Annotated in this window: 19 protein-coding genes and 2 tRNA genes; 10 read left to right on the top strand and 11 right to left on the bottom strand. The window is 67.2% G+C overall.

The annotated features are described in order from the left end of the window. Nucleotides 1–54: 54 nt before the first annotated feature. A complete protein-coding gene (locus tag DIZ26_RS00105) occupies nt 55–2,148 on the bottom strand; it encodes a S41 family peptidase (protein ID WP_112236504.1) in 2,094 nt (697 codons plus the stop codon). A 133-nt stretch (nt 2,149–2,281) separates the two neighbouring features. Here DIZ26_RS00105 and DIZ26_RS00100 point away from each other — a divergent pair, with 133 nt between their 5' ends. Both DIZ26_RS00100 and DIZ26_RS00095 read left to right on the top strand, forming a co-directional pair. Next, entirely contained in the window at nt 2,282–3,445 is a 1,164-nt protein-coding gene (locus DIZ26_RS00100) for a hypothetical protein (RefSeq protein ID WP_198675806.1), read from the top strand. 605 nt (nt 3,446–4,050) lie between these two features. Next, entirely contained in the window at nt 4,051–4,755 is a 705-nt protein-coding gene (locus DIZ26_RS00095; RefSeq protein ID WP_112236503.1) for a M50 family metallopeptidase, read from the top strand. 40 nt (nt 4,756–4,795) lie between these two features. Here DIZ26_RS00095 and DIZ26_RS00090 read toward each other — a convergent pair whose 3' ends face one another. Both DIZ26_RS00090 and DIZ26_RS00085 read right to left on the bottom strand, forming a co-directional pair. Further along, nucleotides 4,796–6,322 (bottom strand): phospholipase C, encoded by a 1,527-nt coding sequence (locus DIZ26_RS00090; RefSeq protein WP_112236502.1) that lies wholly within the window; start codon nt 6,320–6,322, stop codon nt 4,796–4,798. An 81-nt stretch (nt 6,323–6,403) separates the two neighbouring features. Continuing rightward, entirely contained in the window at nt 6,404–7,435 is a 1,032-nt protein-coding gene (locus DIZ26_RS00085; RefSeq protein ID WP_112236501.1) for an aldo/keto reductase, read from the bottom strand. Between the two features lie 131 nt (nt 7,436–7,566). Between DIZ26_RS00085 and DIZ26_RS00080 the strand changes: the two genes are divergently transcribed. Further along, on the top strand, nt 7,567–8,067 hold the full coding sequence (locus DIZ26_RS00080; protein ID WP_112236500.1) for a mycothiol transferase: 501 nt from the start codon (nt 7,567–7,569) through the stop codon (nt 8,065–8,067). Nucleotides 8,068–8,095: 28 nt separating this feature from the next. On the opposite strand, the gene DIZ26_RS00075 is transcribed toward DIZ26_RS00080, so the two are convergent. The 4 genes from DIZ26_RS00075 to DIZ26_RS00060 are packed head-to-tail and all read right to left on the bottom strand — an operon-like array spanning nt 8,096 to nt 12,132. Continuing rightward, nucleotides 8,096–9,244, bottom strand: coding sequence for a hypothetical protein (locus DIZ26_RS00075; RefSeq protein ID WP_112236499.1), 1,149 nt, complete (start codon nt 9,242–9,244; stop codon nt 8,096–8,098). Between the two features lie 45 nt (nt 9,245–9,289). Beyond that, nucleotides 9,290–10,156, bottom strand: coding sequence for an exodeoxyribonuclease III (locus DIZ26_RS00070; protein ID WP_112236498.1), 867 nt, complete (start codon nt 10,154–10,156; stop codon nt 9,290–9,292). 10 nt (nt 10,157–10,166) lie between these two features. Beyond that, nucleotides 10,167–11,114, bottom strand: coding sequence for an aldo/keto reductase (locus DIZ26_RS00065; RefSeq protein ID WP_112236497.1), 948 nt, complete (start codon nt 11,112–11,114; stop codon nt 10,167–10,169). Between the two features lies 1 nt (nt 11,115). Next, nucleotides 11,116–12,132 (bottom strand): hypothetical protein, encoded by a 1,017-nt coding sequence (locus DIZ26_RS00060; protein ID WP_112236496.1) that lies wholly within the window; start codon nt 12,130–12,132, stop codon nt 11,116–11,118. A gap of 73 nt (nt 12,133–12,205) precedes the next feature. On the opposite strand from DIZ26_RS00060, the gene DIZ26_RS00055 reads away from it, so the two are divergent. The 3 genes from DIZ26_RS00055 (at nt 12,206) to DIZ26_RS00045 (ending at nt 15,198) form a co-directional block, all read left to right on the top strand. After that, complete coding sequence (locus tag DIZ26_RS00055) at nt 12,206–12,817, top strand: TetR/AcrR family transcriptional regulator (protein ID WP_198675804.1); 612 nt, start codon at nt 12,206–12,208, stop codon at nt 12,815–12,817. 86 nt (nt 12,818–12,903) lie between these two features. Then, nucleotides 12,904–14,325, top strand: a complete 1,422-nt coding sequence (locus DIZ26_RS00050) for a M1 family metallopeptidase (protein ID WP_198675803.1) — start codon at nt 12,904–12,906, stop codon at nt 14,323–14,325. A gap of 81 nt (nt 14,326–14,406) precedes the next feature. After that, a complete protein-coding gene (locus tag DIZ26_RS00045) occupies nt 14,407–15,198 on the top strand; it encodes a maleylpyruvate isomerase family mycothiol-dependent enzyme (protein WP_112236494.1) in 792 nt (263 codons plus the stop codon). On the opposite strand, the gene DIZ26_RS00040 is transcribed toward DIZ26_RS00045, so the two are convergent. Beyond that, nucleotides 15,195–15,638 (bottom strand): hypothetical protein, encoded by a 444-nt coding sequence (locus DIZ26_RS00040; protein WP_112236493.1) that lies wholly within the window; start codon nt 15,636–15,638, stop codon nt 15,195–15,197. The genes DIZ26_RS00045 and DIZ26_RS00040 overlap by 4 nt on opposite strands. Before the next feature lie 174 nt (nt 15,639–15,812). On the opposite strand from DIZ26_RS00040, the gene DIZ26_RS00035 reads away from it, so the two are divergent. After that, nucleotides 15,813–16,355, top strand: a complete 543-nt coding sequence (locus DIZ26_RS00035; RefSeq protein ID WP_112236492.1) for a hypothetical protein — start codon at nt 15,813–15,815, stop codon at nt 16,353–16,355. 114 nt (nt 16,356–16,469) lie between these two features. Next, nucleotides 16,470–16,542 (top strand) — tRNA-Asn (locus DIZ26_RS00030). Between the two features lie 171 nt (nt 16,543–16,713). Here DIZ26_RS00030 and DIZ26_RS37710 read toward each other — a convergent pair. Beyond that, nucleotides 16,714–16,857, bottom strand: coding sequence for a hypothetical protein (locus tag DIZ26_RS37710; RefSeq protein WP_166678484.1), 144 nt, complete (start codon nt 16,855–16,857; stop codon nt 16,714–16,716). Nucleotides 16,858–16,995: 138 nt separating this feature from the next. Between DIZ26_RS37710 and DIZ26_RS00025 the strand changes: the two genes are divergently transcribed. Both DIZ26_RS00025 and DIZ26_RS00020 read left to right on the top strand, forming a co-directional pair. Next, nucleotides 16,996–17,072: transfer RNA gene (locus DIZ26_RS00025), tRNA-Ile, on the top strand. 320 nt (nt 17,073–17,392) lie between these two features. Continuing rightward, nucleotides 17,393–18,214 carry a MerR family transcriptional regulator gene (locus DIZ26_RS00020; RefSeq protein ID WP_112236491.1) on the top strand — a complete coding sequence of 274 codons (822 nt, stop codon included), beginning with the start codon at nt 17,393–17,395 and terminating at the stop codon, nt 18,212–18,214. A 254-nt stretch (nt 18,215–18,468) separates the two neighbouring features. Here DIZ26_RS00020 and DIZ26_RS00015 read toward each other — a convergent pair whose 3' ends face one another. After that, on the bottom strand, nt 18,469–18,975 hold the full coding sequence (locus tag DIZ26_RS00015; RefSeq protein WP_112236490.1) for a hypothetical protein: 507 nt from the start codon (nt 18,973–18,975) through the stop codon (nt 18,469–18,471). A gap of 169 nt (nt 18,976–19,144) precedes the next feature. Then, complete coding sequence (locus tag DIZ26_RS00010; RefSeq protein ID WP_112236489.1) at nt 19,145–22,096, bottom strand: glycoside hydrolase family 3 protein; 2,952 nt, start codon at nt 22,094–22,096, stop codon at nt 19,145–19,147. Nucleotides 22,097–22,378: the final 282 nt, after the last annotated feature.

Genomic DNA, 22,378 nt, shown 5'->3' with positions numbered 1-22,378 from the left:
AGACCATAGCCCGCAGAGGCAGTGTCGACCGCCGGCTGACATCAAGCTGCAACCTCAGACGGTGACGCGTCGTGACGCGACCAGTTCACCTCCGGAGTAGCCGTCGGCGCGCAGGAGCTGGCCGGCGGTGACGTCGGGGACGGTCACGTTGACCGGGTCAGCGGCCAGGTCCTCCGAGCTGATCGGGCGGTCGCCGAGGTACACGTCGACACGGTCGATACCGTCCACGTCGAGGCCGACCGTCAACGTGGTACCGGCCAGTGAGACCGTCACCCCGAGGCGCCTGATCGGCATCGCCGCGAGCAGGGCGCCGGCGGCGTCGAGCAGGTCGACGTTGCCTTCGAGCAGGTCGGCGCGGGTCATCTTGTGGGTGGCGTCGGGCCGTACGCCGAGGTCCTCGACCGGCGTACCGGACAATTCGCCGACCCGCAGGGTGCGGCGGATCGCGACCCGCATGTTCGCGCCGTTGGGCAGCGCCTGGTACGGCGAACTAGCGTCCGGTGGCGCGGGCTCGTTCAGCAAGGTGGTGAGCAACCCGTGGGTCCACACGTTCGCTCCACCGGCGCCGGTGTTGTCGTCGACGCCGAGGATCTTGCCGACCCGGTGATCGGCGAAGCCGGCCGCGAAGATGTCGGTCGCGGAGTACACCCTCGCGTCGGTGACGAGGACGACCGGGCCGTAGTACGTCTGGCCGATCTCGTTCGCACCGTCCTCGGGTGTGATCGGCTTCGCGGCGGAGAACGCCGCGCCGGTCTCGGTGGCGAGGTCGAGTGAGTCGAACCATGGTCCGAGGTCGATACCGGCCGGGTTGTCCTTGTGGCGCCGGCACAGCCGCAGGTTGAGCGGCGTACTGATGAACTGGACCGGCTCGGGCGAGATGTACCGCGGCGTCATCGTCTGCAAGGTGAACTCGCTGGCGTAGATGTGCCCGCCGCCGTTGTCGCGGACGTCGACGATCAGCCCGTTCTGGGGCAGCGCCGCCGCGAGCCGGACGAACTCGTCGCGGAACGCGATCGGGTCCGGGACACTGAAGGTGAAGATGCGCAGGTGACCGAAGGTGCCGTGCGCGGTGACGACCTCGCGGGCCCGGAAGACGCCCGGCATCGTAGTCGCCAGGTCCGCGCCGCCGACCGCGACGGGCTTCGTGAGTTCGGCCGACGTCTGGCCTTGTTCGAGGTCGACCACCTCACGAACGTAGAGCGCCTTCTTGGCGCGCGCCTTCTCGTCGGAGTCGAGGTCGAGACCCATCGAGGCCGACGCCGGGGTGACCGCGTCCAGGTTCGTCATCGGTGGCAGGTTGGTGGTCACCTTCCATTGCTCACGCAGTTCCTGGGCGGAACCGTCGAGGCCGACATAGCTCAAGGTGACCCAGTCCTCGTCCGGCGGCGCCTGGATCACCAACGGCCGCAGGGTCAAGGATTCGAGACCGCGGGCGAGGTTCGCGGCGTCGTTGCTGCCCGCGAACTGGGCTCCGTTGAGCGCGACGGCGCGCGCGATCGGCGTACCGTTCCAATGCGTCACCTCGACGCCCGGGCCGAACTGCGGAGCGCTGTAGCCGGTGACGATGGTGGTGATCAGGTAGTGCTCGCCGGTCGTGTCGTAGCACTTCTCGATCATGAACGGCAGGTAGGCGATCTTGCCCGCGAACGGCGCCGGCAGCAGGTAGTTGGTGTGCAGGTCGCGGACCGAATGGAAGATGCTGGACATCTCCCGGTGGAACATCCATTCGGCTTCCATCGACTCTGCGGTACGGCGCTCCATCCGGGCCCGCATGACGCGCAGCCGCTGCAGCGGATTCACGGCGTGCATCGCGACCTTCTCCGGCAGATGCACGTAGTTCTGCTCGAGCAGCACCAGCGCCTGGTCGACCAGCAGTTTCCGCTGGTCGAGCGTCAACGTCCCCGCCGACGCGAGAAACTGCGGCAATGGGACGGTCGCAGCTTGTTCCGCGGGCGCGGCGGCCTTCTTTGCGGCGGCGCTCTTGTTTGCAACGATCCTGTTTGCGGCTGCCTTCTTTGCCGCGGACTTCTTCGCAGTGGTCTTCTTTGCCGCGGTCTTGTTTGCGGCGGTCTTCTTTGCGGCGGTCTTCTTTGCGGCGGTCTTCTTCGCTGTCGTCTTCTTGGCAGCGGTCTTGCGTGGTCCAGGCATGACTCCCCCAAAATGCAGCCCCTCCCCTGGGCCGCGATGCCACTACCGTCCGTCGCGGCCTGGGCGATGTCAACGGCTCGGCACGCGGTTGTCCTGATGGCCAACGCCTCGGCGGTGAACAACGATCGAGCGCATGCGGATCACACGTTCACTGATGACGGCCGCCCTGTTGATCGGCCTTTGCCAAGCACCGACGGCGCACGCTGCTGCGTCCTTCCCGCGCATCGACGCGTCGGGGTTCCAACTGGTCTCGGGAGACACGTTCGCGACGTACGGCGACCGGGTCACGGCACTCGAACAGAAGCCCGGGCTCACCCCGGTCGGCGTCACCGAAGTACTGGCTGCTGCCAATCGGACCGGGCGCGCGCTGTGCCATTCGACGTACCTGACGGCCGCTCTGAATCCGAAGGGGTTCTGCTGGCAGGACGGTGAGGACGACGATGAGAACGTGTGGATCCCGCAGGGCGTCACCGGTTCGGGCGACGCGGGAGGTGGGCGGCGCGTGGTGGCGGCGAGTTGGCACAACGCGAACGACACCGCGATCCGGGTGTCGTTCGTCGACCTGACGACGTACAAGTACCGGCATGTTCTGCTCGTCGAACCGACCTCCGACGGCAACTTCACCGCGATCGCGGGACACGGACACGGCATGTTCTGGTCCGGCAACAAACTCGTGGTCGCGACGAGCGGTTCCGTACTGCGGGTCTTCGACCTCTCCCACATCTGGCGGACCGACACGTCGACCGGCGAGGTCGGATTAGGTGCCGACGGCAAATACCACGCGCTCTGGCACGCGTTCGCACTGCCGCAGATCGGGGCCTATTGGTACGCCGGTGGTGGGTGCGCCAACACCACCGGCACGAAACCCTGCTTCGCGAGCCTCGGTATCGACCACTCGGGCAGTGGTTCCTTCGTCGCCGCCGAACACACGACCCGAGGCGGCGGCCGAATCGTCCGCTGGCCGCTGGACGAAGCCGCCGGCCTGCCGCGTGCGGTCGATGGCGTGGTCCAGGCGGTGGAGGCTTTCGACTCGCCGGTCTGGGGGATGCAGGGTGCGGTGTCTTACGAGGGGAAGTTCGTGATCACGGGGGTGTGTCCGGAGTACGCAGACAACATCGGCGACGGCGTCGACTACCCAAGCTGCTTACACCGAGGAGTGGGCGGCAGCTCCACAACCGTCTGGACAAAGGCACCCCGAAACACAGAGAACCTCTCCTACTGGCCGGCGACAAACGAGCTATGGCTCCTGAGCGAACAACTCCGAGAACGAGTGGTCGCCCACATCCCTTGGAGCTGACCTACTCGGAGGGCGGACGTCGAAAGAGGGTGCGGAGCGGGTCGTCGTACCAGCAGCCCGGCAGAATCTGTCGGCTCGGCACGCTTTCTAGCCGGGTTGGTGTTCCCCCAGACCGGCAGTGGTCGGCTCGGTGGGCGCGAGCTACGCTCAAATCCGTCGCCAGCAGTCGGCACATCCAGCACACTGCCTGGCTGGATGTACGCCACCCTGATGCGAAGCCGGTCATCGGCTAACGACAACCCGCATGCGACCGCCCACGGCACCCGCCTTCCAGCCGTGGCGTAGGAGCGGCGTCTCGGGGTGGGTCGAGCAGCCGACGTAGGAGGGGCGAAGCGGGTTGTAGTACGGCGGTGGGAAGCGGGTCGGCGTATGGGGTTCGAGCCGCGACGAAGGAGCGGCGAACCGGGGTGGGTGGGACGAGCGGCCGACGAAGGAGGACGCGAAGCGGGCCGTAGTACCAGCAGAATCTTCCCGGCCCGCCACGCTTCTACCGAGCCGCGACGGAGGAGCGCCGAACCGGGGTGGGTGGGTCGAGCGGCCGACGGAGGAGGACGCGAAGCGGGCCGTCGTACGTGGGTTGACCGGAGGGCTGCGAGGATGGGGTGATGAGTGAGGTTTGGGACAACATCACCTCGGCGCAGCCTGCCGTATCGGTGCAAGTGGTGGTTGCTACCGGGGTGGTTGCGTTGGCGCTGATCGCGTGGCGACCGGTGTGGCGGCATACGCGGCAGGTGGTGACGATCGCGCATGAGGGTGCGCACGGCATCATCGCGCTCGTTGTCGGGCGCAAGCTGGCCGGGATCAGGCTGCACTCCGACACTTCCGGCGTCACCGTTTCGCGCGGTCGGCCGACGGGACCGGGGATGATCGCGGTTCTGCTGGCCGGTTACCCAGGACCTGCGTTGTTCGGCCTGGCAGCTGCGTTCGTCCTGAGTCGCGGGTACGCCGTGGCGTTGCTCTGGGGTCTCCTCCTGGCACTGGTGATTCTGCTGCTGCAGATCCGGAACCTCTTCGGGCTCTGGTCGGTAGTTGCCTTCGGCACCGTGGTGTTCGCGGTGTCCTGGTGGGGTTCGCCGTCGGTGCAGTCAGCGTTCGCTCATCTGCTCACGTGGTTCCTGCTGCTCTCGGCGCCCCGCGCGGTGCTCGAGTTGCAGCATTCCCGGCGCGGCGGTGGCGGCCGCAGTTCCGATGCCGACCAGTTGCGCCGGCTGACCGGCGTACCGGCGTTGTTGTGGGTCGGCGCGTTCGGTCTGGTGACGCTCGCGTGCCTTGCGCTCGGGGTCGTCTGGTCCGGTCTGCTGCCCAACTGACCCGAGTGGCGCCGGGGTGAGCCCGGCGCCACCGAGTTGGTCAGTGCTTGGTCGGCTGACCTGTCGACGGGTCCAGCCGGAGAGTGCCGTGCGAGCGGTGGCTGAAGTCGAACAGGTTGTTCAGACTTCCGGCTTTCTCGTCGAAGGAGTAATTGCCGACCTGGCCGAGGTTCCAGTTCTCCTCGACGAACCGCAGTACCGAGGTCTGGTCGGTGGTGGAGTGGTCGACGAAGTTCTGCTTCGCGTACTGCGAAACAACGAGTAAGGGCAGCCGGGGTCCGTACCCGCAGCGGTCCTGGTAGCCGCCGGCGATCCGCGCCGGGTTGGTGCCGCAGTTGTTGCCGTCGGTCAGCCCGTCGTGGGCCGGGTCGTTCGACTGGTTCACGACCGGGCCGACCTGGTGGTCGTACCAGCCGTCACTGTCGTCGTAGGCGATGACGACAGCTGTGTTCTTCCAGTCCTTCGACTTCTGCAGCTTGTTGATCGTGTCGACCACGAAGTGCTGCTCGTCGAGCGGCGTGGAGTAGCCGGCGTGACCGTCCTGGTACGCCGCCGCCTTCAGGTAGCTGACCGCTGGCATGTTGCCGTGGTTCACGGCAGCCCAGAAGTCGGTCAGGTCGTACTGGTGGTTCGCCGGGCCGTTGTGCCCGATCTCCTTCACCGAGGCCGGGCGTACGTGCTGCAGGTTGGCCGTGCTCGCGTAGTACTGGAACGGCTCGTGGTGCGGGATGTAGTCCTTGCTGGTGACGCCACCGACGTCGGTGTGGCTGGCATTGCAGTCGGCGAAGCCGCCCTGGAACCAGCCCCAGCTCACGCCCTTGGCGTTCAGCAGGTCGCCGACGTTCTTGTTCTTGGGGTCGACCGACGCGGAGCTGTCCCGGGTGTCGCACTTGTCCCCGGCCGGCTGCGGGTCGCCGATCATCGTGCCGCTGGCAGCCGGTACGGCGTCGGCGTCGGCGCTGAAACCGTGCGTCTGACCGGAGACCAGGTTGATCGCGCCCGGCGTCGAGGGACCGTAGTTGGTTCCGTACGAGTTGTCGCTCATCGCGAACCGCTGCGCGTAGTTCCAGAGCCCGGTGACGGTGTTGCCGTCGTAGTACCCCATCACCAGGCCCATCCCGTGCCCGTAGTCCGCGCAGGTGCCGGCTCCCCGGCCGACCGTCTCGACGACCCGGTCCATCAGGCCGGAGTGCACGGCCTTCTGCTCGTCGGCGTAGTTGTGGTCCTGGTCGCAGGTCTGCGCCTGGTCGCGGCCGAGCCGGAACGGCTGGACCGAGTTCGGGTTGTTGGGCGCGAGCAGCGGGGTGTTCAGCCCGTTGACGCTCGGCGTGCCCGGTGCGGCGGTGAAGCGCGGCTCGCCGACCGGGTTGGCGGCGGTCGGGTAGGTCGCGAAGTAGTGGTCGAACGACACGTTCTCCTGGAAGATCACCACCAGGTGTTTGATCGGTGTCGTCGTCCGCACGCTCTGGTCATGGCCGAGCGCGACCGCCGGGACGGCGGCTCCGAGCAGGACGAGCGACCCCAGAGCGGCCACGAGCGGAATCCGGCGGGTACTCCTGACAGACATGACTTTCTCCTTCGAAACCGTTGCACTGCGGTTCTTGAAAGACCACCGGAAAGTAACACCGCCAGGTGGACGGCGCGAGACTCAGCCTCGGCCACCTTCGATCGGGCGATCCCGCTGCGCCAGCCCCGGTTCGCCGTACGGGTAGTCCGCCGCACCCGGATCGCTCGCCTCGTCCAGCGCCGCCCGCTCTTCGTCGGTGAGGTGCAGGTCGGCCGCCGCGAGGTTGTCGTCCAGTTGCTCCGTCGTCCGGGCGCCGAGGATCACCGATGTGACCGCCGGCCGGTCCACCAGCCAGGCCAGCGCGACCTGCGCCATCGAGATCCCGCGAGCCTCGGCAATCCGGCGGACGGCGTCGACCACCTCGCGGACCCGCTGGTTCTTGCTCCGCCGGTGCCACGACTCGACACCGCGGTTCGGATCTTCGCCGAGCCGCGTCGCGCCGGTCGGCTCCTCGTCGAACGAGTACTTGCCGGTCAGCCAGCCACCGCCGAGCGGTGACCACGGCAACAGGCCGAGCTTGTTCTCGATCGCGGCCGGCACGATCTCCCACTCGATCTCCCGGACCAGCAGGTTGTACTGCGGTTGCAGCGTCACCAGCGGCGACCAGCCGTGCCGGTCGATCAGGTCGCACGCTTTCTGCAGCTGCCAGCCGGTGAAGTTCGACAACCCGCCGTAGGAGATCTTGCCGGCCCGGACCGCGTCCTCGAGGAAGCCGAGCGTCTCCTGCAACGGCGTGATCGGGTCCCACGCGTGCAGCTGGTAGAGGTCGATGTGGTCGACACCGAGGCGGGTCAGCGACGCATCCAGCGCCCGCCGCAGATGGCGACGCGACGTACCGACATCGTTGGCTGTGTCACCGGTCGGGAACCGACCCTTGGTAGCCAGTACGACGGTGTTGCGCGCGGAGCTCGTCGCCAGCCAGCGGCCGATGATCTTCTCCGAAGCGCCGGCGGTGTAGACGTCGGCCGTGTCGATCAGGGTGCCGCCAACCTCGACGTACCGGTCGAGCTGTTCGTGCGCGCCCGCCTCGTCGGTTTCGTTGCCGAACGTCATCGTGCCGAGCGCGTACGTCGACACGATGGTGCCGCTGTTGCCCAGAGTGCGGTATTCCACAGCTTGCTCCCTCGAGATCGGGGACAGAGGACCGCTTGCCACCTTAAACCGCCTTCCGACCCGGTGACGCAGAACTGTCGGGAGGTCGCGCTACGGTGGTTTTCGATCGCATGACCCGAAGGAGAAGAACCGTGAACACCAGCGAACTGCTGCTCGATTCCTACGGCCGGATCCAGGAAGTCGTGCACGGCCTGCTCGACGGCCTGGACGACAAGACCCTGAGCACCAGGCCGGAAGACAGCGGCAACTCGATCGCCTGGCTGGTCTGGCACCTGACCCGGATCCAGGACGATCACCTGGCCGATGCGGGCGGCTACGAGCAGGTCTACACCGCCGACGGTTGGCACGAGCGGCTCGGACTGCCGTTCGACGCGTCCGACACCGGCTACGGGCACTCCGCCGACCAGGTCGCGGCCGTCCAACTCTCGGCCGACCAACTCACCGGGTACTACGACGCTGTGCACGCGCGTTCGGTCGACTACTTGAAGACGCTGACGGGCGAGGACCTCGACCGCGTCGTCGACAAGAGGTGGAACCCACCGGTCACGCTCGGCGTGCGACTGGTCAGCGTCCTCTCCGACGACCTGCAACACGCAGGCCAGGCGGCGTACGTCCGCGGGCTGCTGAGCTGATGCCGTGGGCAACTGATGCTATGGGCAACTAATGGAGTGCAGCGATCTCGGCCCGCCACAAGGTGAGCGGGCCGCCGACCGGGCCTGACAGCAGGTAAAGGGCGCCGGCGACCAGCACGGTCTGCGCGACTTGCTCAGTCGGGCCGGTCACGTCGCGGACGGTCCATTGGGTGTCGTCGCCGATCAGTACCTTTACCCTGCCGCCGTCAGCAGCGAGTTGGATCAGCTTGCCGTCAGACTCGACGGCCGACGGCACCCGGTCCTTGTCGCCGACGGCAACTTGGGGCACGCCCTGGTACCGCGTGGCCTTGTCGCCCTCGATCTTCCAGATCGCGAGCTTGCCATCGACGTACCCGGAGGCAAGGCAGGTCGTCTTGGTGCAAGTGATCGCCCGCACCTCGCTGCGAGTGCCGGCCTCGGGCAGCTCGAGCCGCGACCAGCCTTGGTTGAGCCGGTTCGAACGCCACAGTGCGGCATGCTGTTCGACGAGATTCGGCCCGAGCTTGACCTGCGAGCCGCCCAGCACGATGTCGTCCCCGGCGACGGTGCCGGAGGTCGGACCGACCAGGAGAGCAGCGGAGCTCTGCAACGCAGTACCGGCAACGTTCTGCCGGACCCACTTCTTCTCACCTTCCGGTAGCCAGACCGCCGCGTCGAGGCCCGAGACCGCGCTCCCCCACGTGCCGAGCAGCGCGCCACCGCTCGGCGTCAACACGGCCCCGATCACGCCACCGGCATTCTGACCGCCGAACGTGTTGAACTCCTGCGGCTTCTCCACCACTCCCGAAGTCGTCCCGGTCCAGACCGTGTAGCGGGTGTTTGAGTGCGCTCCGCCGGCCGCTCCACCCAGCGCGAGGATCGTCGTACCGTCGATCGCCACCGACTGCCAGATCGCTTCGAAGGCATACGGGCTGGTCGGCTTCAGCGGGATCGGCGTCAATTTGCCGTCGGCGGAGCGGATCGTCAAGCCAGGAACGACTTTCGCGCCCCGGTGCCGCAGGCCGATCAGCAGCTTCTCGCCGTCGGGGGTCAGCGTCACCGGTTCCCCGCCGGCCGGCAGGTCGACCTTCGTCCAGGTCACCGGATCGCCCTGCTGGGGACCCTCCGCGTCGGAGTTGTTACAGGCGCTGACGATCAGGGTCGCTGCCAGCAGCGCCACCAAGGCTCGGTTCGGCATCCCGACATTATGTGCCGGGCCGATCCGGCCAGCTACCCCGTCGAGTCAGCGGTTCTGCGGCAACTTCGTGGTGCGTTTGCGGGTCGTCCGAGGAGCCGACGGCGGCGGAACGACCGGTCCGATGTCGCCGTCCGGCGCGGTGTCGAGATCGACGATCACCGGCGCGTGGTCACTCGGGCCGGTGCCCTTGCGGGCCTTGCGATCGACCCACGCTGCCTTGACCCGTTCGGCGACCGGATCGGAGGCCAGGACGAGGTCGATCCGCATCCCGAGGTCCTGGTGGAACATGCCGGCCCGGTAGTCCCAGTAGCTGAAGACACGCTCATCCGGCCAGCGATCCCGTACGACGTCGTGCAGCCCGGTCGACATCAGGTCGGCCAGCGCCTGCCGCTCCGGCGCGGTGACGTGCGTCGACCCGACGTACGCCGCCGGATCGAAGACGTCGGCGTCGGTCGGGGCGATGTTCATGTCACCGCAGACGATCGCCTCGGCAGGGCCTGCCGCGACAACCTCCTTCAGCGCGGCGAGCCAGGCGAGCTTGTAGCGGTAGTGATCGGAGTTCGGCGTCCGCCCGTTCGGCACGTACAGCGAGTGGATCCGGATCCCGCCACATGTCGCGGCGACTGCTCGCGCCTCCGGATTGGGGAACCCGGGCGCACCCGCGATGCCGGTGACGACGTCCTCCAGCCCGACCTTGGAGAGCAGAGCGACGCCGTTCCACTGCACCTCGCCGTACAGGGCGGTCTCGTAGCCGCGACCGGTCAGCTCCTTGCCCAGCAACGCGGTGAACGCGTCGTCGGCCAGCTTGGTTTCCTGCAGGCACACCACATCGGGCTGGCGCTCATCGAGCCAATCCAGCAACCGTGGCATCCGCTGCTTGACCGAGTTCACATTCCAGGTAGCTACTCGCACCCGACCTACGTTAGGCGATCACCCGGTGCGGCCGGTACGGCGCTTCGAGGCGCGACCGTTCGTCAGGCGTCAGGGTGACTCCGAGGGCGGTCACGGCGTCCTCGACGTGCCGCGGTTTGGTGGCGCCGACGATCGGGGCGGTCACGCCGTTCGCACCGAGCAGCCAGGCGAGGGCGATCTGGGCGGGCGCGACACCACGCTCCTTCGCGAGTTCACGGACCGCCGCGACGACCTCGAGATCACCGGCGTCGTACAGGTCGTCGGCGACGGGGTCGCTGCCCGAGCGAGCCGTAGTACCGGCTTCTCGTGCCAGCAATCCGCGAGCGAGCGGGCTGTACGGGATCACGCCGACGCCCTGGTCGATGCAGAGCGGGATCATCTCGCGCTCTTCCTCGCGGTACACGAGGTTGTAGTGGTTCTGCATGGAGACAAAGGGAATCGGCGCGACTCCCTGCGCCTTGGCGAACTGCCACGCGGCCATACTCGACGCCCCGAGATACCGAGCCTTTCCAGCCCGTACTACGTCCGCGAGCGCCTCCATCGTCTCCTCGATCGGCGTCTCGTCGTCCCAGCGATGGATCTGGTACAGGTCGACATAGTCGGTGCCGAGCCGGCGAAGCGAAGCGTCGATCGCGTCGAGGATGTGCTTGCGGGACAGGCCGCGATCGTTCGGCCCGGGCCCGGTCGGGTAGTAGACCTTCGTGGCCAGCACGTAGTCCTCGCGGCGCGCGAAGAGCTTCCGCAACAACCGGCCGGTGAGCTCCTCGCCGGTGCCCTTGGAATACGCGTCGGCAGTGTCGAAGAACGTGATGCCGGCCTCGACGGCCTGCCGCACGATCGGCTCGGCGGCGTCCTCGCCGAGATGCCACTCGCGGGCACCACCGGTGCCGAAACTCATCATGCCCAAGCAGATCCGCGAGACCCACAACCCGGTCGAGCCGAGCCTGGTGTAGTCCATCTCAGTTCCCCGTCCGGGCCGCGTTGAGCTCCGCGAGCGCGGAGAACACCCGCTTGGGTCGCCAACTGGTGCCGTCGGGATTCATCGCCACCAGCCCGTACGCCGCCAGGTCGAGGTCGTGTCGCGGATCACCCGGCTGATGCGGCAACTCGTACCCGGCGAAGCTGAACCAGAACGCCGCCGCCAACTCGATCCGGTCGAACTCCTCGACCAACTCGTACAGATAGCTCACCTGCTCGTCCTCGTGCCGCTCGAACTCGCCCGCGATCGCCGGCGGCTGCACCGATCGGTCGACGATCGTCCAGCCGATCCCTCCGCGGTCGCCGGCACCCTTATAGGTGCAACACCCGAACTCGGTGATGGCGACCGGCTTCCCCCACTTGAGCCGGGCGGCCAGCTCCTCGCCGTACGCCGCCTTGTTCTGCGCGTCGCGGTAGGCGTCGATGCCGACGATGTCGTAGAGGCTCCAGTCGACGTCCTCCCACAGGCCCGCGGCATAGGTGATCCGGCCACCGAACGCCTCGCGGGCCGCCGCGACCAGGCGTTGTTGCACCTCACCCCAGCGAGCGAGGCCGGCGTGCAGTTCGGCCAGCTTGGCCGGGTCGGTCCAGGTGGCCGGATCGGTCATCACCGCCATCCGGTCACCATTGGTCTCGCCCGGGACGAATCCCTTGCAGAAGATGGAGAGTTCACACCCGAGGACCAGGACGACTTCGTGCTCGTACTGCCGCAGCTCTTCGGCGCGGGCGGCACAGTCGGTGAGGAAAGCGATGAACTCGTCCGGTGCCAGGTCCATCGGAATCGGCGAGAACCAGAGATCGAGGCCTGCTTCGAGGGCGGCGGCACCCGCGACCGTGAGGCGGTCGAGGTCGTTGCCGGAGACGCGGACGGCGGGGGCATGCAGTTCGTCCGCGATGGTCCGCAGCTCGCGGCGGACCGTGTCCTCGTCGAAGTGGTTGCGGGTGGATCGGCCGTCGAACGACAGCCCGGTGTCGTAGTTCACCCCAAGAGCGCGCATGCTCAGCAGGCTAGCAGCCAACTCATACTCAGTATATTTTTTATCCGGGTATGGGTTCCGTAGGCTGACCCTCGTGGATGAGCAGCCGCGGCACGGCCGCCGGGAACGGAAGAAGACCGAGGTCCGGACCAGGATCTCGGACATCGCGACCGCTTTGTTCCTGTCGCGCGGGTTCGACGAGGTGTCGGTGTCCGAGGTCGCGGAAGCCGCCGATGTGGCTCGGCCGACCGTGTTCGCGCACTTCCCGCGCAAGGAGGATCTGGTCTTCGACCGGTACCCCGAGGCGGAGGCCCTCGTCGTGGCCGCGATCACCGACCGGGCCGCCGGTAGGTCGGCAGTCTCGGCGCTGGCCGAGTTGCTGGTCTCGCTGGCCTCGCAGGGACATCCCTTGTCGGCGATCCGGACCGAGTTCGCGCCGTTCTGGCGACTCGTTGCGCAGTCGCGGGCCCTGCAGACGCGAGCCCGGGAACGACTCGAGCACCTCGAACGAGCGATGGCGCGAGCCATGGCAGACACGGGGGTGCCCGAGCCCGAACTCACCGCGGCACTCGCCGTCGCGGCGTACCGGACCGTCCATCTCGCATCGGTTCAGCGGGTGCTGGCCGGTGAGGATGCGGAGGCTGTCGCCGCCGAGCACCTGGTCCGCGTTCGCGCCGTCCTCGACGGTCTGGCCGACCACCTGTGAGTTCACCGAGCGGTCGTAGGGTGGGTCAGTCCACCGGCAGTAGCTGACTGATCACGCCGGCCGTTGAGGAATGCCAAGGAGGAGTCATGGGACGTGCCGACCATCGCCACCGTCTTCTGTTGATCAGTTGCGTTGCGACCCTCGGATTGCTGGCCACGGCGAACCCGGCGGCGAACGCCGCGACAGGACGAGCGCCGCAGTTCTCCCCCGGTGCAGCCGGCGCGGGCGATCCTTACTTCCCTGACATGGGCAACGGCGGCTACGACGTCAGCCACTACGACATCCGGCTCGCGTTCGATCCCAAAACCAAGGCGATCAACGCGACCACGACGATCCTCGCCCGGGCTACCCAGAACCTCTCCCGCTTCGACCTCGATTTCCAGGGACCGCTGAAGATCAGCAAGCTCTCGATCAACGGGCGGTCCGCCTCCTTCACCCGCAGCGGTGCGCAGGAGTTGGTGATCACGCCGGCGCACGGCCTGCGCCGGGGCAGCAGGTTTGCCGTCTCCGTGACCTACGCCGGCGTCCCGCAGAAGATCGACGACCCGGCGCTGGGCATTTCCGGCTGGGTCGCGACCAAGGACGGCGCGGTCGCGCTCAACCAGCCCATCGGCGCGGCCACCTACTATCCGGTGAACGACACGACGGACGACAAGGCGACGTACAGCCAGACCGTCACCGTCCCGACCGGACTCAACGTGCTTGCCAATGGCGAACCGGGACCTACCACCAAGCACGCAGGCCAGACCACCTTCCGCTGGCACATGAACCAGCCGATGGCCAGCGAACTGGCCATGCTCGCGATCGGGAAGTACAACGTCACCCGCAGCGTGATGGCCGGCCTGCCGAACATCACGGCCATCGGTCAGTCGATCGACACCGTGGCTGGTCAGGGCAAGGTGCTAAACCAGACCACGGCGCGGATCATCCAGTGGGAGTCGTCGGTGTACGGGCGCTACCCGTTCGGCTCGACCGGCGGCATCATCGCCGACGTCGGCGTCCACTACGCCCTCGAGACCCAGGGCAGACCGGTGTACGACCAGCGCACCAGCAAGGTCAGCGGCGACCTGCTCTCGCACGAACTCGGCCATCAGTGGTTCGGCGACAGCCTGACTCCGGTGCACTGGTCGGATATCTGGCTCAACGAAGGCTTCGCCACCTATTCGCAGTGGCTCTACCAGGAGAAGTTCAACGGCGTACCGGTGAAACAGAGCTTCACAGAGGCCTACAACGGCGAGAAAGACTGGACCGGCAAGGTGGCGGATCCGGGGCGCGACCAGATCTTCGACGACCTGGTCTACAGCCGCGGTGCGATGACGTTGCAGGCGCTCCGCCTGAAGATCGGCGACCGCGCGTTCTTCCAGGTGCTCAACCAGTGGCCGACGACGTACCGGCACGGCAACGTCTCGACGCAGACCTTCATCCGGTTCGTCGAGCGGCTGACCCATCGCGATCTCGGCGCGTTCTTCCACAGCTGGCTCTACCAGGCGGGCAAGCCGACGCTTTGACATGCTCGCCAGGAATGGATCGGGCGAGCGGGTGGTTGCTCCCGTGGGGGTCTGCCGCGTGATCATTCTGAGGAGAACGTTGTGAGCAACGCCGATACAGTCATCGCCGCCCTACGGTCCGGGTACGACGACCTCGCTGAGGTGGTCGAGAAGCTCAGCGACGCCGAGCTGACCGGGCCGTCGGGTGCGGCCGAGTGGGACATCTCGCAGGTGCTCAGCCACCTCGGCAGCGGCGCGGAGATCATGACGTCGACCGTGCGCGCCGCCTTCGACGGGAATCCCGCCCTCGGTGGCGACTACAACCAGTCGGTCTGGGACCGCTGGAACGCGATGTCGCCCAAGGAGCGCGCGGACGGCTTCGTGGAGAAGAACGAGACCCTGATCGCGCTCTTCGAATCGCTCGACGCGACTCAGCGCGAGGAGCTGCGGATCGAGCTGGGCTACCTGCCGGAGCCTGCTGATGTGGCGACCGTCGGTCGGATGCGGCTCAACGAGTTCGCCTTGCACTCGTGGGACGTTCGCGCAGGGCTGGACGAGAAGGCCACCGTCGCGCCGGAAGCGGTCGTCGAACTGTTGGAAGGTCCGAACAACCTGATCGGCTGGATCAGCAAGCCGGCCGCGCTCAACGGTTCGTTCTCCGTGATTCAGGTCACCACGTCCGAGCCGGCTTCTGAGCTGACGCTCCATTTGAACGATCCGGTGAGCATCGACAACGCTCCGGCCGACAACGCCGATGGCACGTTGACGTTGCCGGCCGAAGCCTGGCTGCGACTGCTGGCCGGACGGCTGCGGCCGCAGTACACGCCGGAAGGTATCCAGACCACCGGCGCCGCCAGCCTGGACACCCTTCGCCAGGTCTTCGCCGGCTACTAAGCCGTACTCCGTCCGTCGGCCGCGAGCTCCGCGGCCGACGGACTCCCGCTCAACTGGCTCGTGCTCGACGGGCTCGTGCTGGATGAGCTCGTGCTGGATGAGCTTGTGCTGGCGTGGCCGGTGGTCGCTAGCTCGTGGGTTGTGGTCGCCAGGTCGTGGTTTGTGGCGGCCAGTTCGGGGGCCGCGGGGCTGGTGCTGGCGAGTTCGAGGTCGGCGCGGGACTGGGGCAGCATCCAGGCCAGCGGCTGGGACAGCACCTGGCCGACGACGGACTCGCTGATCTGGAGAAGGTTGGCGATACGCCGTACGGCATCTGCTTCGTCGACCGCCGAGTAGAGCAGGTGGACCACTTCGTGCCGGTGCGCGAAGACCACCAGCGCGGCCGCGGCCAGGCCGGGATCCGCGTGAGCAGGTTGAGTGTTTTCCCCGTGTTTGTTCACAACAGGACAACGCCTGTTCTCGTGGATTGGTCACGGCGGCAGCGAACCGCCGGCGTCGGCTACTCCCCCGCCGTCGTCGACTGGCGCCGTGGATCCCGACCGAGCACATCAGCAGCCGGCGGGTGTACAGGCCTCCGCCGGGGCGGGATTTCGACGGGCTGACACCATGGGGACGTGCTCAGACTTCGCCGCTCGTCCTGGCCCACCGAACTCACCGACGCCGTACGGATCGCCGCGCGGCACTCCACCAGCGGCAAGGAAGAGATCCTGGCGGCTGTCCAGCTGACCACCGGCCACTGGGTCGCGGGGACTCGAGCCGCCGTCTACCTGCCGACCGAGAGCACGACCGCAGTACGCCGCGTCGGCTGGGAGCACATCGAACGCGCCTCCTGGAACTCCGAGGAGTCCATCCTGCACGTCTACGAGACAACAACGTTCGGTACGCCGTTGCGCGCGACCGATCTCCCCGTCGACGACCCGGGCCGCTTCGGCCAACTGCTCCGCGAACGTGTCGACGCCAGCGTCGTCATCCAGCGGCACGTTCCGCTGGCCGGTAAGAAGGGCGTCCGGATCGTCGGGCGCCGCAACCCGGCCGACACGAACGCGCCCATCGCGTGGAACTTCGTTCTGGACAAGGGATTGGAGCCCGACCAACCCGGCCTGCTCGACCGCGCCGAGGCGGCCCTGGCCGGCGTACGGGACGAGTTCGGAGTCTGACCCGGAAGCGGTTTCAGCCTGGAAACGAGACGCCCGGAATCCCATTTTTGTAGTTCGCCCCGGGCCTGCTAACCTAATCCGGTCCTCAGGGATCGGAAGCAAGAAACACCCCGATCCCGCGTAGCTCAATTGGCAGAGCAGCCGGCTGTTAACCGGCAGGTTACTGGTTCGAGTCCAGTCGCGGGAGCAACACCACCACAGGCCGACTCCACCGGAGTCGGCCTGCTGTCATTCTCCGCCCTACACAGGCCGACCCATCCGGAGCCGGCCTGTTGTTGCAGGCCTGCAAACTCGGCTCGCGCTCGAACCGTCGCCGTACCTGTCCAGGCGCCCTCTCTCCCAGCACCTTCTTCAACGGCTACTTGCGGCCGTCCTTGCGGCGGTCGATTGCGCGCTGGATGCGGTGTTGCGGCTGACCTGTCAGCTTGGCGATCAACGGCACCCGGAACCGGTACGCCGCCACGGCGCCCACCACGAGTACCAAAAAGATGAACCAGCCCATCGAACGCTCCTTCACTAGGACCAGCTCCCATCATCGCCGACAACAGCCCGCCACAGCTCAGTCATCACCCTGACCAGTCCCTGGTTTCCCACCACGACCCGATACCATCACCCAGCGACGCCGACACACCCGTCGCCCGGGGCGGTAGCTCAGCCGGTTAGAGCAGGGGACTCATAATCCCTGGGTCGTGGGTTCGAGTCCCACCCGCCCCACCACGTCAACCATCATCCGGCCAAACAGGCCCACCTCGTCTTATGCCGCTGTCAGGATGTTCTGTGTCCACTTCGGGGACCTGGGAGTGACAGGCGGGGATCTGACTGCCGCCTGCACCGCCTGCCAGACCAGCCCGACATCACCGACGGCTGGCCACCAGCGACCCCACACCCATGGCAGCGCGACCTGACTGGACTTCGAGGCACGGTGCAAGGCCTCAAGGGGTAGGGCTCACCGCGTTCGCCGGCAAAGCAGCCGTGAACCGTTCGGCAACGGCGAGGCCGCTTGACCTTCACACCGTGTCAAGGCTCACCGTTGAGTCATGTTCACCATCGGAGACTTCGCCGCCTTCGGTCGGGTGTCGACGCGGATGCTGCGGCACTACGACGCGATCGGCTTGTTGCGACCGGCCGGCGTCGACAGCGCAACCAGCTACCGGTACTACACCGCTGACCAACTGCGCAGGCTGAACCGGATCGTCGCGCTCAAGGAGCTCGGCTTCACCCTCCAGCAGGTCGGCGACATCGTCGACGCGAAGGTGGGGCCCGAGGAGCTGCGCGGCATGCTCCGGCTCCGCCGCGCCCAGCTGGCGGAGCGGCTGGCCGAGGATGCGATCCGGCTCGACGCGGTCGAGACGAGGCTCCGGATCATCGAGAAGGAGGGGCACATGTCCACTGACGACGTCGTACTGAAGACGATCCCGTCCGTCCGCGTCGCCGAGCTGTCGGCCGTGGCGGCGAGCTACGAAGGACCCGACGTCACGCCGGTGATCCAGCCGCTGTACGGGCAGATCTGGGAGCGGCTAGGCGCAGCGAACATCCAGCCGGACGGTCCGCCGGTCGCGTACTACGAGAAGACCGACGGCGAGGCTGTCGTCGTCCACGCCGCCGTGACCGTCAAGCCGGACCAGGCAGCCAACGGCGACTTCCGGGTCGTCGACCTGCCCGAGCTGACGACCGCCGCGACGATCGTCCACCAGGGCTCGATGAACGATGCCGACCAGAGCATGCAGATCCTCGCCCGGTGGATCGACGACAGCGGCTACCGCAGCGTCGGCTACGCTCGCGAGGTCTGCCTGGCCTTCGACCCAGACGACGAGTCCAAGTGGGTGCACGAGTTCCAGATCGAGGTCACCAAGCCCTGACGCACCTAGCTCACCCCCGCCCCGTCCGTCCGGCAACTGCTACCGCCGGCCGACAGAGCCACCCGGCGGCCGGACATCAGTCCTTCTACCAACTTTCCAGAGCGCGGCGTCACGGGCGGATGTAATGGACGCTGTTCTCGGGTCGGCGTCGGCACGCTCGCGAGAAGGTATGAGTCCGGTCATTGCTCGAGCCAGGCTCCGCACCGGAAGGTACGGGGCCTGGCTCGAAGCGTGAGAAGCGTGTCAGTCGCGGGTCAGCAAGCTGCGGCGGTGAGCCTGATGCGGTACACCGGGTCCCAACTGAAGAACCTCTTCAGCGGGGGCGCCACACACCCGAGTTCCCCACCGACCTGGTTGTCCCAGCGCGCTGCGGCGCTACCTGTCTGGTTGTTCATGATGTATCCGAACCCGTTCCACTGCGACAGGGAGTAGCCGTCGTAGTGCAAGAACTTGAAGACATACGAGCCACTGCCGTACGGCACGACCGCGCAGGCATAGCCCGGGTAGCAGAGCGTTTCCGCGCCACCGGAGATGAACACACGCTCGACAGCCGGGTAGGTCGACGGCGCCGCGGTTACAGTCCGTGTGGACGCGGTGGGTTTGAGTGCATGGATGACGATCGCTCCATCTGTACGGGCGGTCGCCACCTGTGCGGTGGATGGAGCGACTGTCTGCGCCTGAGCGCCTGCCCCGGTTGCTGCCACGATGAACAAACCTGCCAGTACGCCGGCAGCCGCGGCAATCTTGTGTCTTCCGACCACGAAGTCCTCCAGGTGTGCTGCCCACCGCCTGGGGGCGGCGGGTCACCGCACAGGACGCTAAGGGGAACTCCAACCGCCCAGCCAGGTTTTCGAGCAATGTCGAAATCAGGAAACGCCCTGGCGTAAAGGTCCCGGGTCGGGCGGAGGGGGTGCCCGACCCGGGAGTCAGCTACCTGATGGTGAGGTTGCGGATGTTGGTGTTGGGGGCGGTGAAGACGAGGTAGACGTCTTGGATGCCGCGGGTTTGGTGAGGGTTGAGGGCTGTGGTGGTCGTCGTCCAGCTGTAGTGGTCGGGGGTGGCGGGGACGGAGAGAGTTCCGACTACGGGGCCGGTGGGGCTTCCCAGGTGGAGTTCTACCCTTCCGGTTCCTGCTGCGGAGCGGGAGACGGTGGCCTGGAGTTGGGTGGCGCCGTGACCCAGTTGGACGTGCTGGAAGGAGATCCAGTCGCCTGCTGACGTCTTGCCGACTGCGTCGCCGCGGACCTTCGTGGCGTCGATGAGTTCGATGCCCGAGTAGTCGTCGAAATCGGTGGCGGCCGTGGCCTTGCTGAGGTCCCGGGGCGGGATCACCTCGCCGCGGACGGCCACCGTCGTACGGGCTCTGATGTCGGCCGATGAGCTGCCCACCTGGATGTCCTGGAGGGCGGACTCGACGACCCACTTGTTCCGGGTGACGTCCCAGAACGCCAGGTCACTCGCCTTCACCTCGAAGGAAACGGTACGGCGTTGGCTGGGTGCGAACGCCAATCGCTGGAACCCGCGAAGCGTCTTGATCGGTTGGGCCACTCGCGAGTTGCGCTGAGAGGTGTAGAGCTGGACAACCTCCTCGCTCGCGGTCTTGCTGGTGTTGGTCACGTCGACGGTGACCTTGAGCCGTCCGTTCGCCGGGATGACCGGCGAGCTGACCCGAAGTCCGGAGTACCGGAAGGTGCCATAGGTCAGGCCGTGGCCGAACGGGTAGAGCGGCGCCGCCCGGTGGTACTGGTAAGTCCAGCCGGCCTTGATCACGTCGAAGTCGAGCGGAGCGGGCAGCTCCTTGTCCGTGCGGTACCACGTCTGCGGAAGCCGGCCGGATGGCGAGTAGTCCCCGAACAACACGTCCGCCAAGGCGTGACCGGTCTCCTGGCCCGCGTGCGAGGTCCACAGGACCGCCTTCGCCTGCGTCCAGTCACCCGTCAACGGGTAGCTGGACTCCAGCACTACAACGGTTTTCGGGTTGGCCGCGGTGACGGCCTTCACGATCGCCTGCTGGCCGGCGGCCAGGGCAGTGTCTTGGCGATCGTTGTCCTCGCGGCCGTTGATGAACGGAGTACTGCCGACCACTACGACCGCCGTGTCCGCCTTCTTCGCGGCAGCTACCGCCGCGGCCGTGCCGCTGACGAGGACCTCTCGGCTGAACTGGGCCGCCGTGTCCTGGGTGGCCGCACCGATGCTGAGCTTCCCGTCGGCGTCGATAACGATGTACTGGTTGGGGCCGTTCCAGGGCTCCTTGACCTCGTTGCCGCGGTATCGGAGTACGTAGTTGCCTCCTGCAAGCTTCTCCAGGCCGAACTGCTGCTGTACGAACCAGCCGTTGGGCTTGTCCTGGTCGTTCGCCAACCCGTTGCCGCTGCGCGAGACATACTTGCCGTTGGCAGCCGCGCGCAACGCCAGGCGCCCGCCGCCCCAGTCGAAGACGTCCAGCGACTGGGCAGCACCCGCGGTCGCCGCGTCGGCGGTCAGAGCTCCACCAGTGGCTCCGGCCGGTGCGGTCACATACTTGCCGGTGGCAACTGAACGGAGCGCGATCCGGTCCACGCCTTCGGTGGTGGTGACCGTGCCGGCGGCGCCGAGGCGCTCGGCGATGCCTGCGCTCGGGGTGATCCGGTACGGCATCGTGCCCGAGTACCAGTCCTCGTAGACGGTGTCGGCCAACTGACCGATCACCGCGACATCTTTGGTCTTCGCTGCATCGAGCGGCAGCGCCTGCTGCTTGTTCTCCAGCAGTACGACCTGCTTGCGGGCGGCTTCGCGAGCGAGCTCGCGGTGCGCCGGAGTGTCGATGCTGTCCGGGCCGATCTTCTCGTACGGGTTGCGCCCAGCCGGGTCGAACTCGCCCAGCCGGAAGCGGACCGAGAGCAGGTGCTGGACGGGCTTGTCGATATCAGCTTCGGTGAGCAGGCCCTTGGTCAGCGCCTCCTTGACGGCGGCAACGGTCGGGCCGCCGTTCGCGTCGTTCTCGGTGAAACTGTCGAGGCCGGCCTTGATCGCAGCGGCCGCACCCTCGGCGGCGGTCGGGTAGTAGCCCTGCAGGCCACTGACGTTGCCCGCTCCCCCGGCGTCCCCGACGATCATCAGGTCATCCTTCGACCAGGAGCGCACCGTCTCGCCGAGCTCGGGTGACACGTGGGTCGGCCTGCCGTTCAGCAGGTTGTACGACGCCATCACGCCGGTGGCGGCTCCTGCGGTGAGGGCCGGCTGGAACGCCTTGTATTCGTACTCGTGCAGCACGCGCGGCCGTACGCTCGCAGAGATTACGGCGCGGTCCGTCTCGACGTTGTACGAGGCGAAGTGCTTCAAGGTCGGGGCGGTCTTGAGGTAGCGGGGGTCATCGCCCTCCAGACCACGCCCGTACGCCGTGGCGATCTCGCTGGTCAGCAGAGGATCCTCGGCGTACCCCTCCTCGTTCCGGCCCCATCTCGGGTCACGCAACTGGTTGACGACAGGTGCCCAGAGGTTCAGGCCGTTCTTCGCCGGGTCGATCTTGTTGAAGGCTCGCGCCTCGTCGCCGACGGCCGAACCGACCCGCTTGATCAGGCTCGGATCCCAGGTGCTGCCCAGGCCGACAGCTTGCGGGAACACCGTCGCCTTACCCAGCCAGGCGACGCCGTGCAGCGCTTCGGTACCGGTCTTGAATGAGGCGATCCCCAGTCGCGGGATCGCGGGCTGGTACTGGTGCAGCAGCGAGATCTTCTCGTCCAGCGTGAGTCGGCTGGTCAGGTCGTTCACCCGGGTTTTCAGCGGCAGGTCCGGGTTGCGGAACTCCGGCAGCGGTTCAGCCCGGGCGGGTTGGCCCACCAGGAAGGCGGGGACGAGCAGCAGCGCCACCAGGGCGGCCCCAAGTCGATGGCGATAGGTCATGGCGGTTCCCTCCGGCGATGAATCGAAGCGCTTCGACTATCGGGGCAAGAACCCGCCTCGTCAAGAGCAGACGAGGCGGAGTCGAGGTGGATTCCGCCCACCCGAGGTGCAACCGGCGGCTGTCACGAAGGGCGACGGCGTTCGGCGAGCGTCGGTCGGGGGAAGGGCGACGGCCCCGGTGTGCGGCGGGCGGGTGTGCGGGGGGCGCGGGTGCGGAGGGCGCGTGTGCGGAGGGCGGGTGTGCGGAGGGCGCGTGTGCGGAGGGCGCGGGTGCGGGGGGCG

The organism is Kribbella monticola (genome assembly GCF_003261635.1).
GTDB classification, from domain to species: domain Bacteria; phylum Actinomycetota; class Actinomycetes; order Propionibacteriales; family Kribbellaceae; genus Kribbella; species Kribbella monticola.
Note: the sequence above shows the minus strand (reverse complement) of the source record. Positions and strands in the feature narration are given on the sequence as shown.

What these genes read in the sequence shown, in the direction of transcription:
- DIZ26_RS00020 (WP_112236491.1), top strand. Translation starts at nt 17,393, where the DNA reads ATGTTCACCATCGGAGACTTCGCCGCCTTCGGTCGGGTGTCGACGCGG.
- DIZ26_RS00100 (WP_198675806.1), top strand. Translation starts at nt 2,282, where the DNA reads ATGCGGATCACACGTTCACTGATGACGGCCGCCCTGTTGATCGGCCTT.
- DIZ26_RS00010 (WP_112236489.1), bottom strand. Translation starts at nt 22,096, where the DNA reads ATGACCTATCGCCATCGACTTGGGGCCGCCCTGGTGGCGCTGCTGCTC.
- DIZ26_RS00075 (WP_112236499.1), bottom strand. Translation starts at nt 9,244, where the DNA reads ATGCCGAACCGAGCCTTGGTGGCGCTGCTGGCAGCGACCCTGATCGTC.
- DIZ26_RS00065 (WP_112236497.1), bottom strand. Translation starts at nt 11,114, where the DNA reads ATGGACTACACCAGGCTCGGCTCGACCGGGTTGTGGGTCTCGCGGATC.
- DIZ26_RS00105 (WP_112236504.1), bottom strand. Translation starts at nt 2,148, where the DNA reads ATGCCTGGACCACGCAAGACCGCTGCCAAGAAGACGACAGCGAAGAAG.
- DIZ26_RS37710 (WP_166678484.1), bottom strand. Translation starts at nt 16,857, where the DNA reads ATGGGCTGGTTCATCTTTTTGGTACTCGTGGTGGGCGCCGTGGCGGCG.
- DIZ26_RS00050 (WP_198675803.1), top strand. Translation starts at nt 12,904, where the DNA reads ATGGGACGTGCCGACCATCGCCACCGTCTTCTGTTGATCAGTTGCGTT.
- DIZ26_RS00095 (WP_112236503.1), top strand. Translation starts at nt 4,051, where the DNA reads ATGAGTGAGGTTTGGGACAACATCACCTCGGCGCAGCCTGCCGTATCG.
- DIZ26_RS00060 (WP_112236496.1), bottom strand. Translation starts at nt 12,132, where the DNA reads ATGCGCGCTCTTGGGGTGAACTACGACACCGGGCTGTCGTTCGACGGC.
- DIZ26_RS00090 (WP_112236502.1), bottom strand. Translation starts at nt 6,322, where the DNA reads ATGTCTGTCAGGAGTACCCGCCGGATTCCGCTCGTGGCCGCTCTGGGG.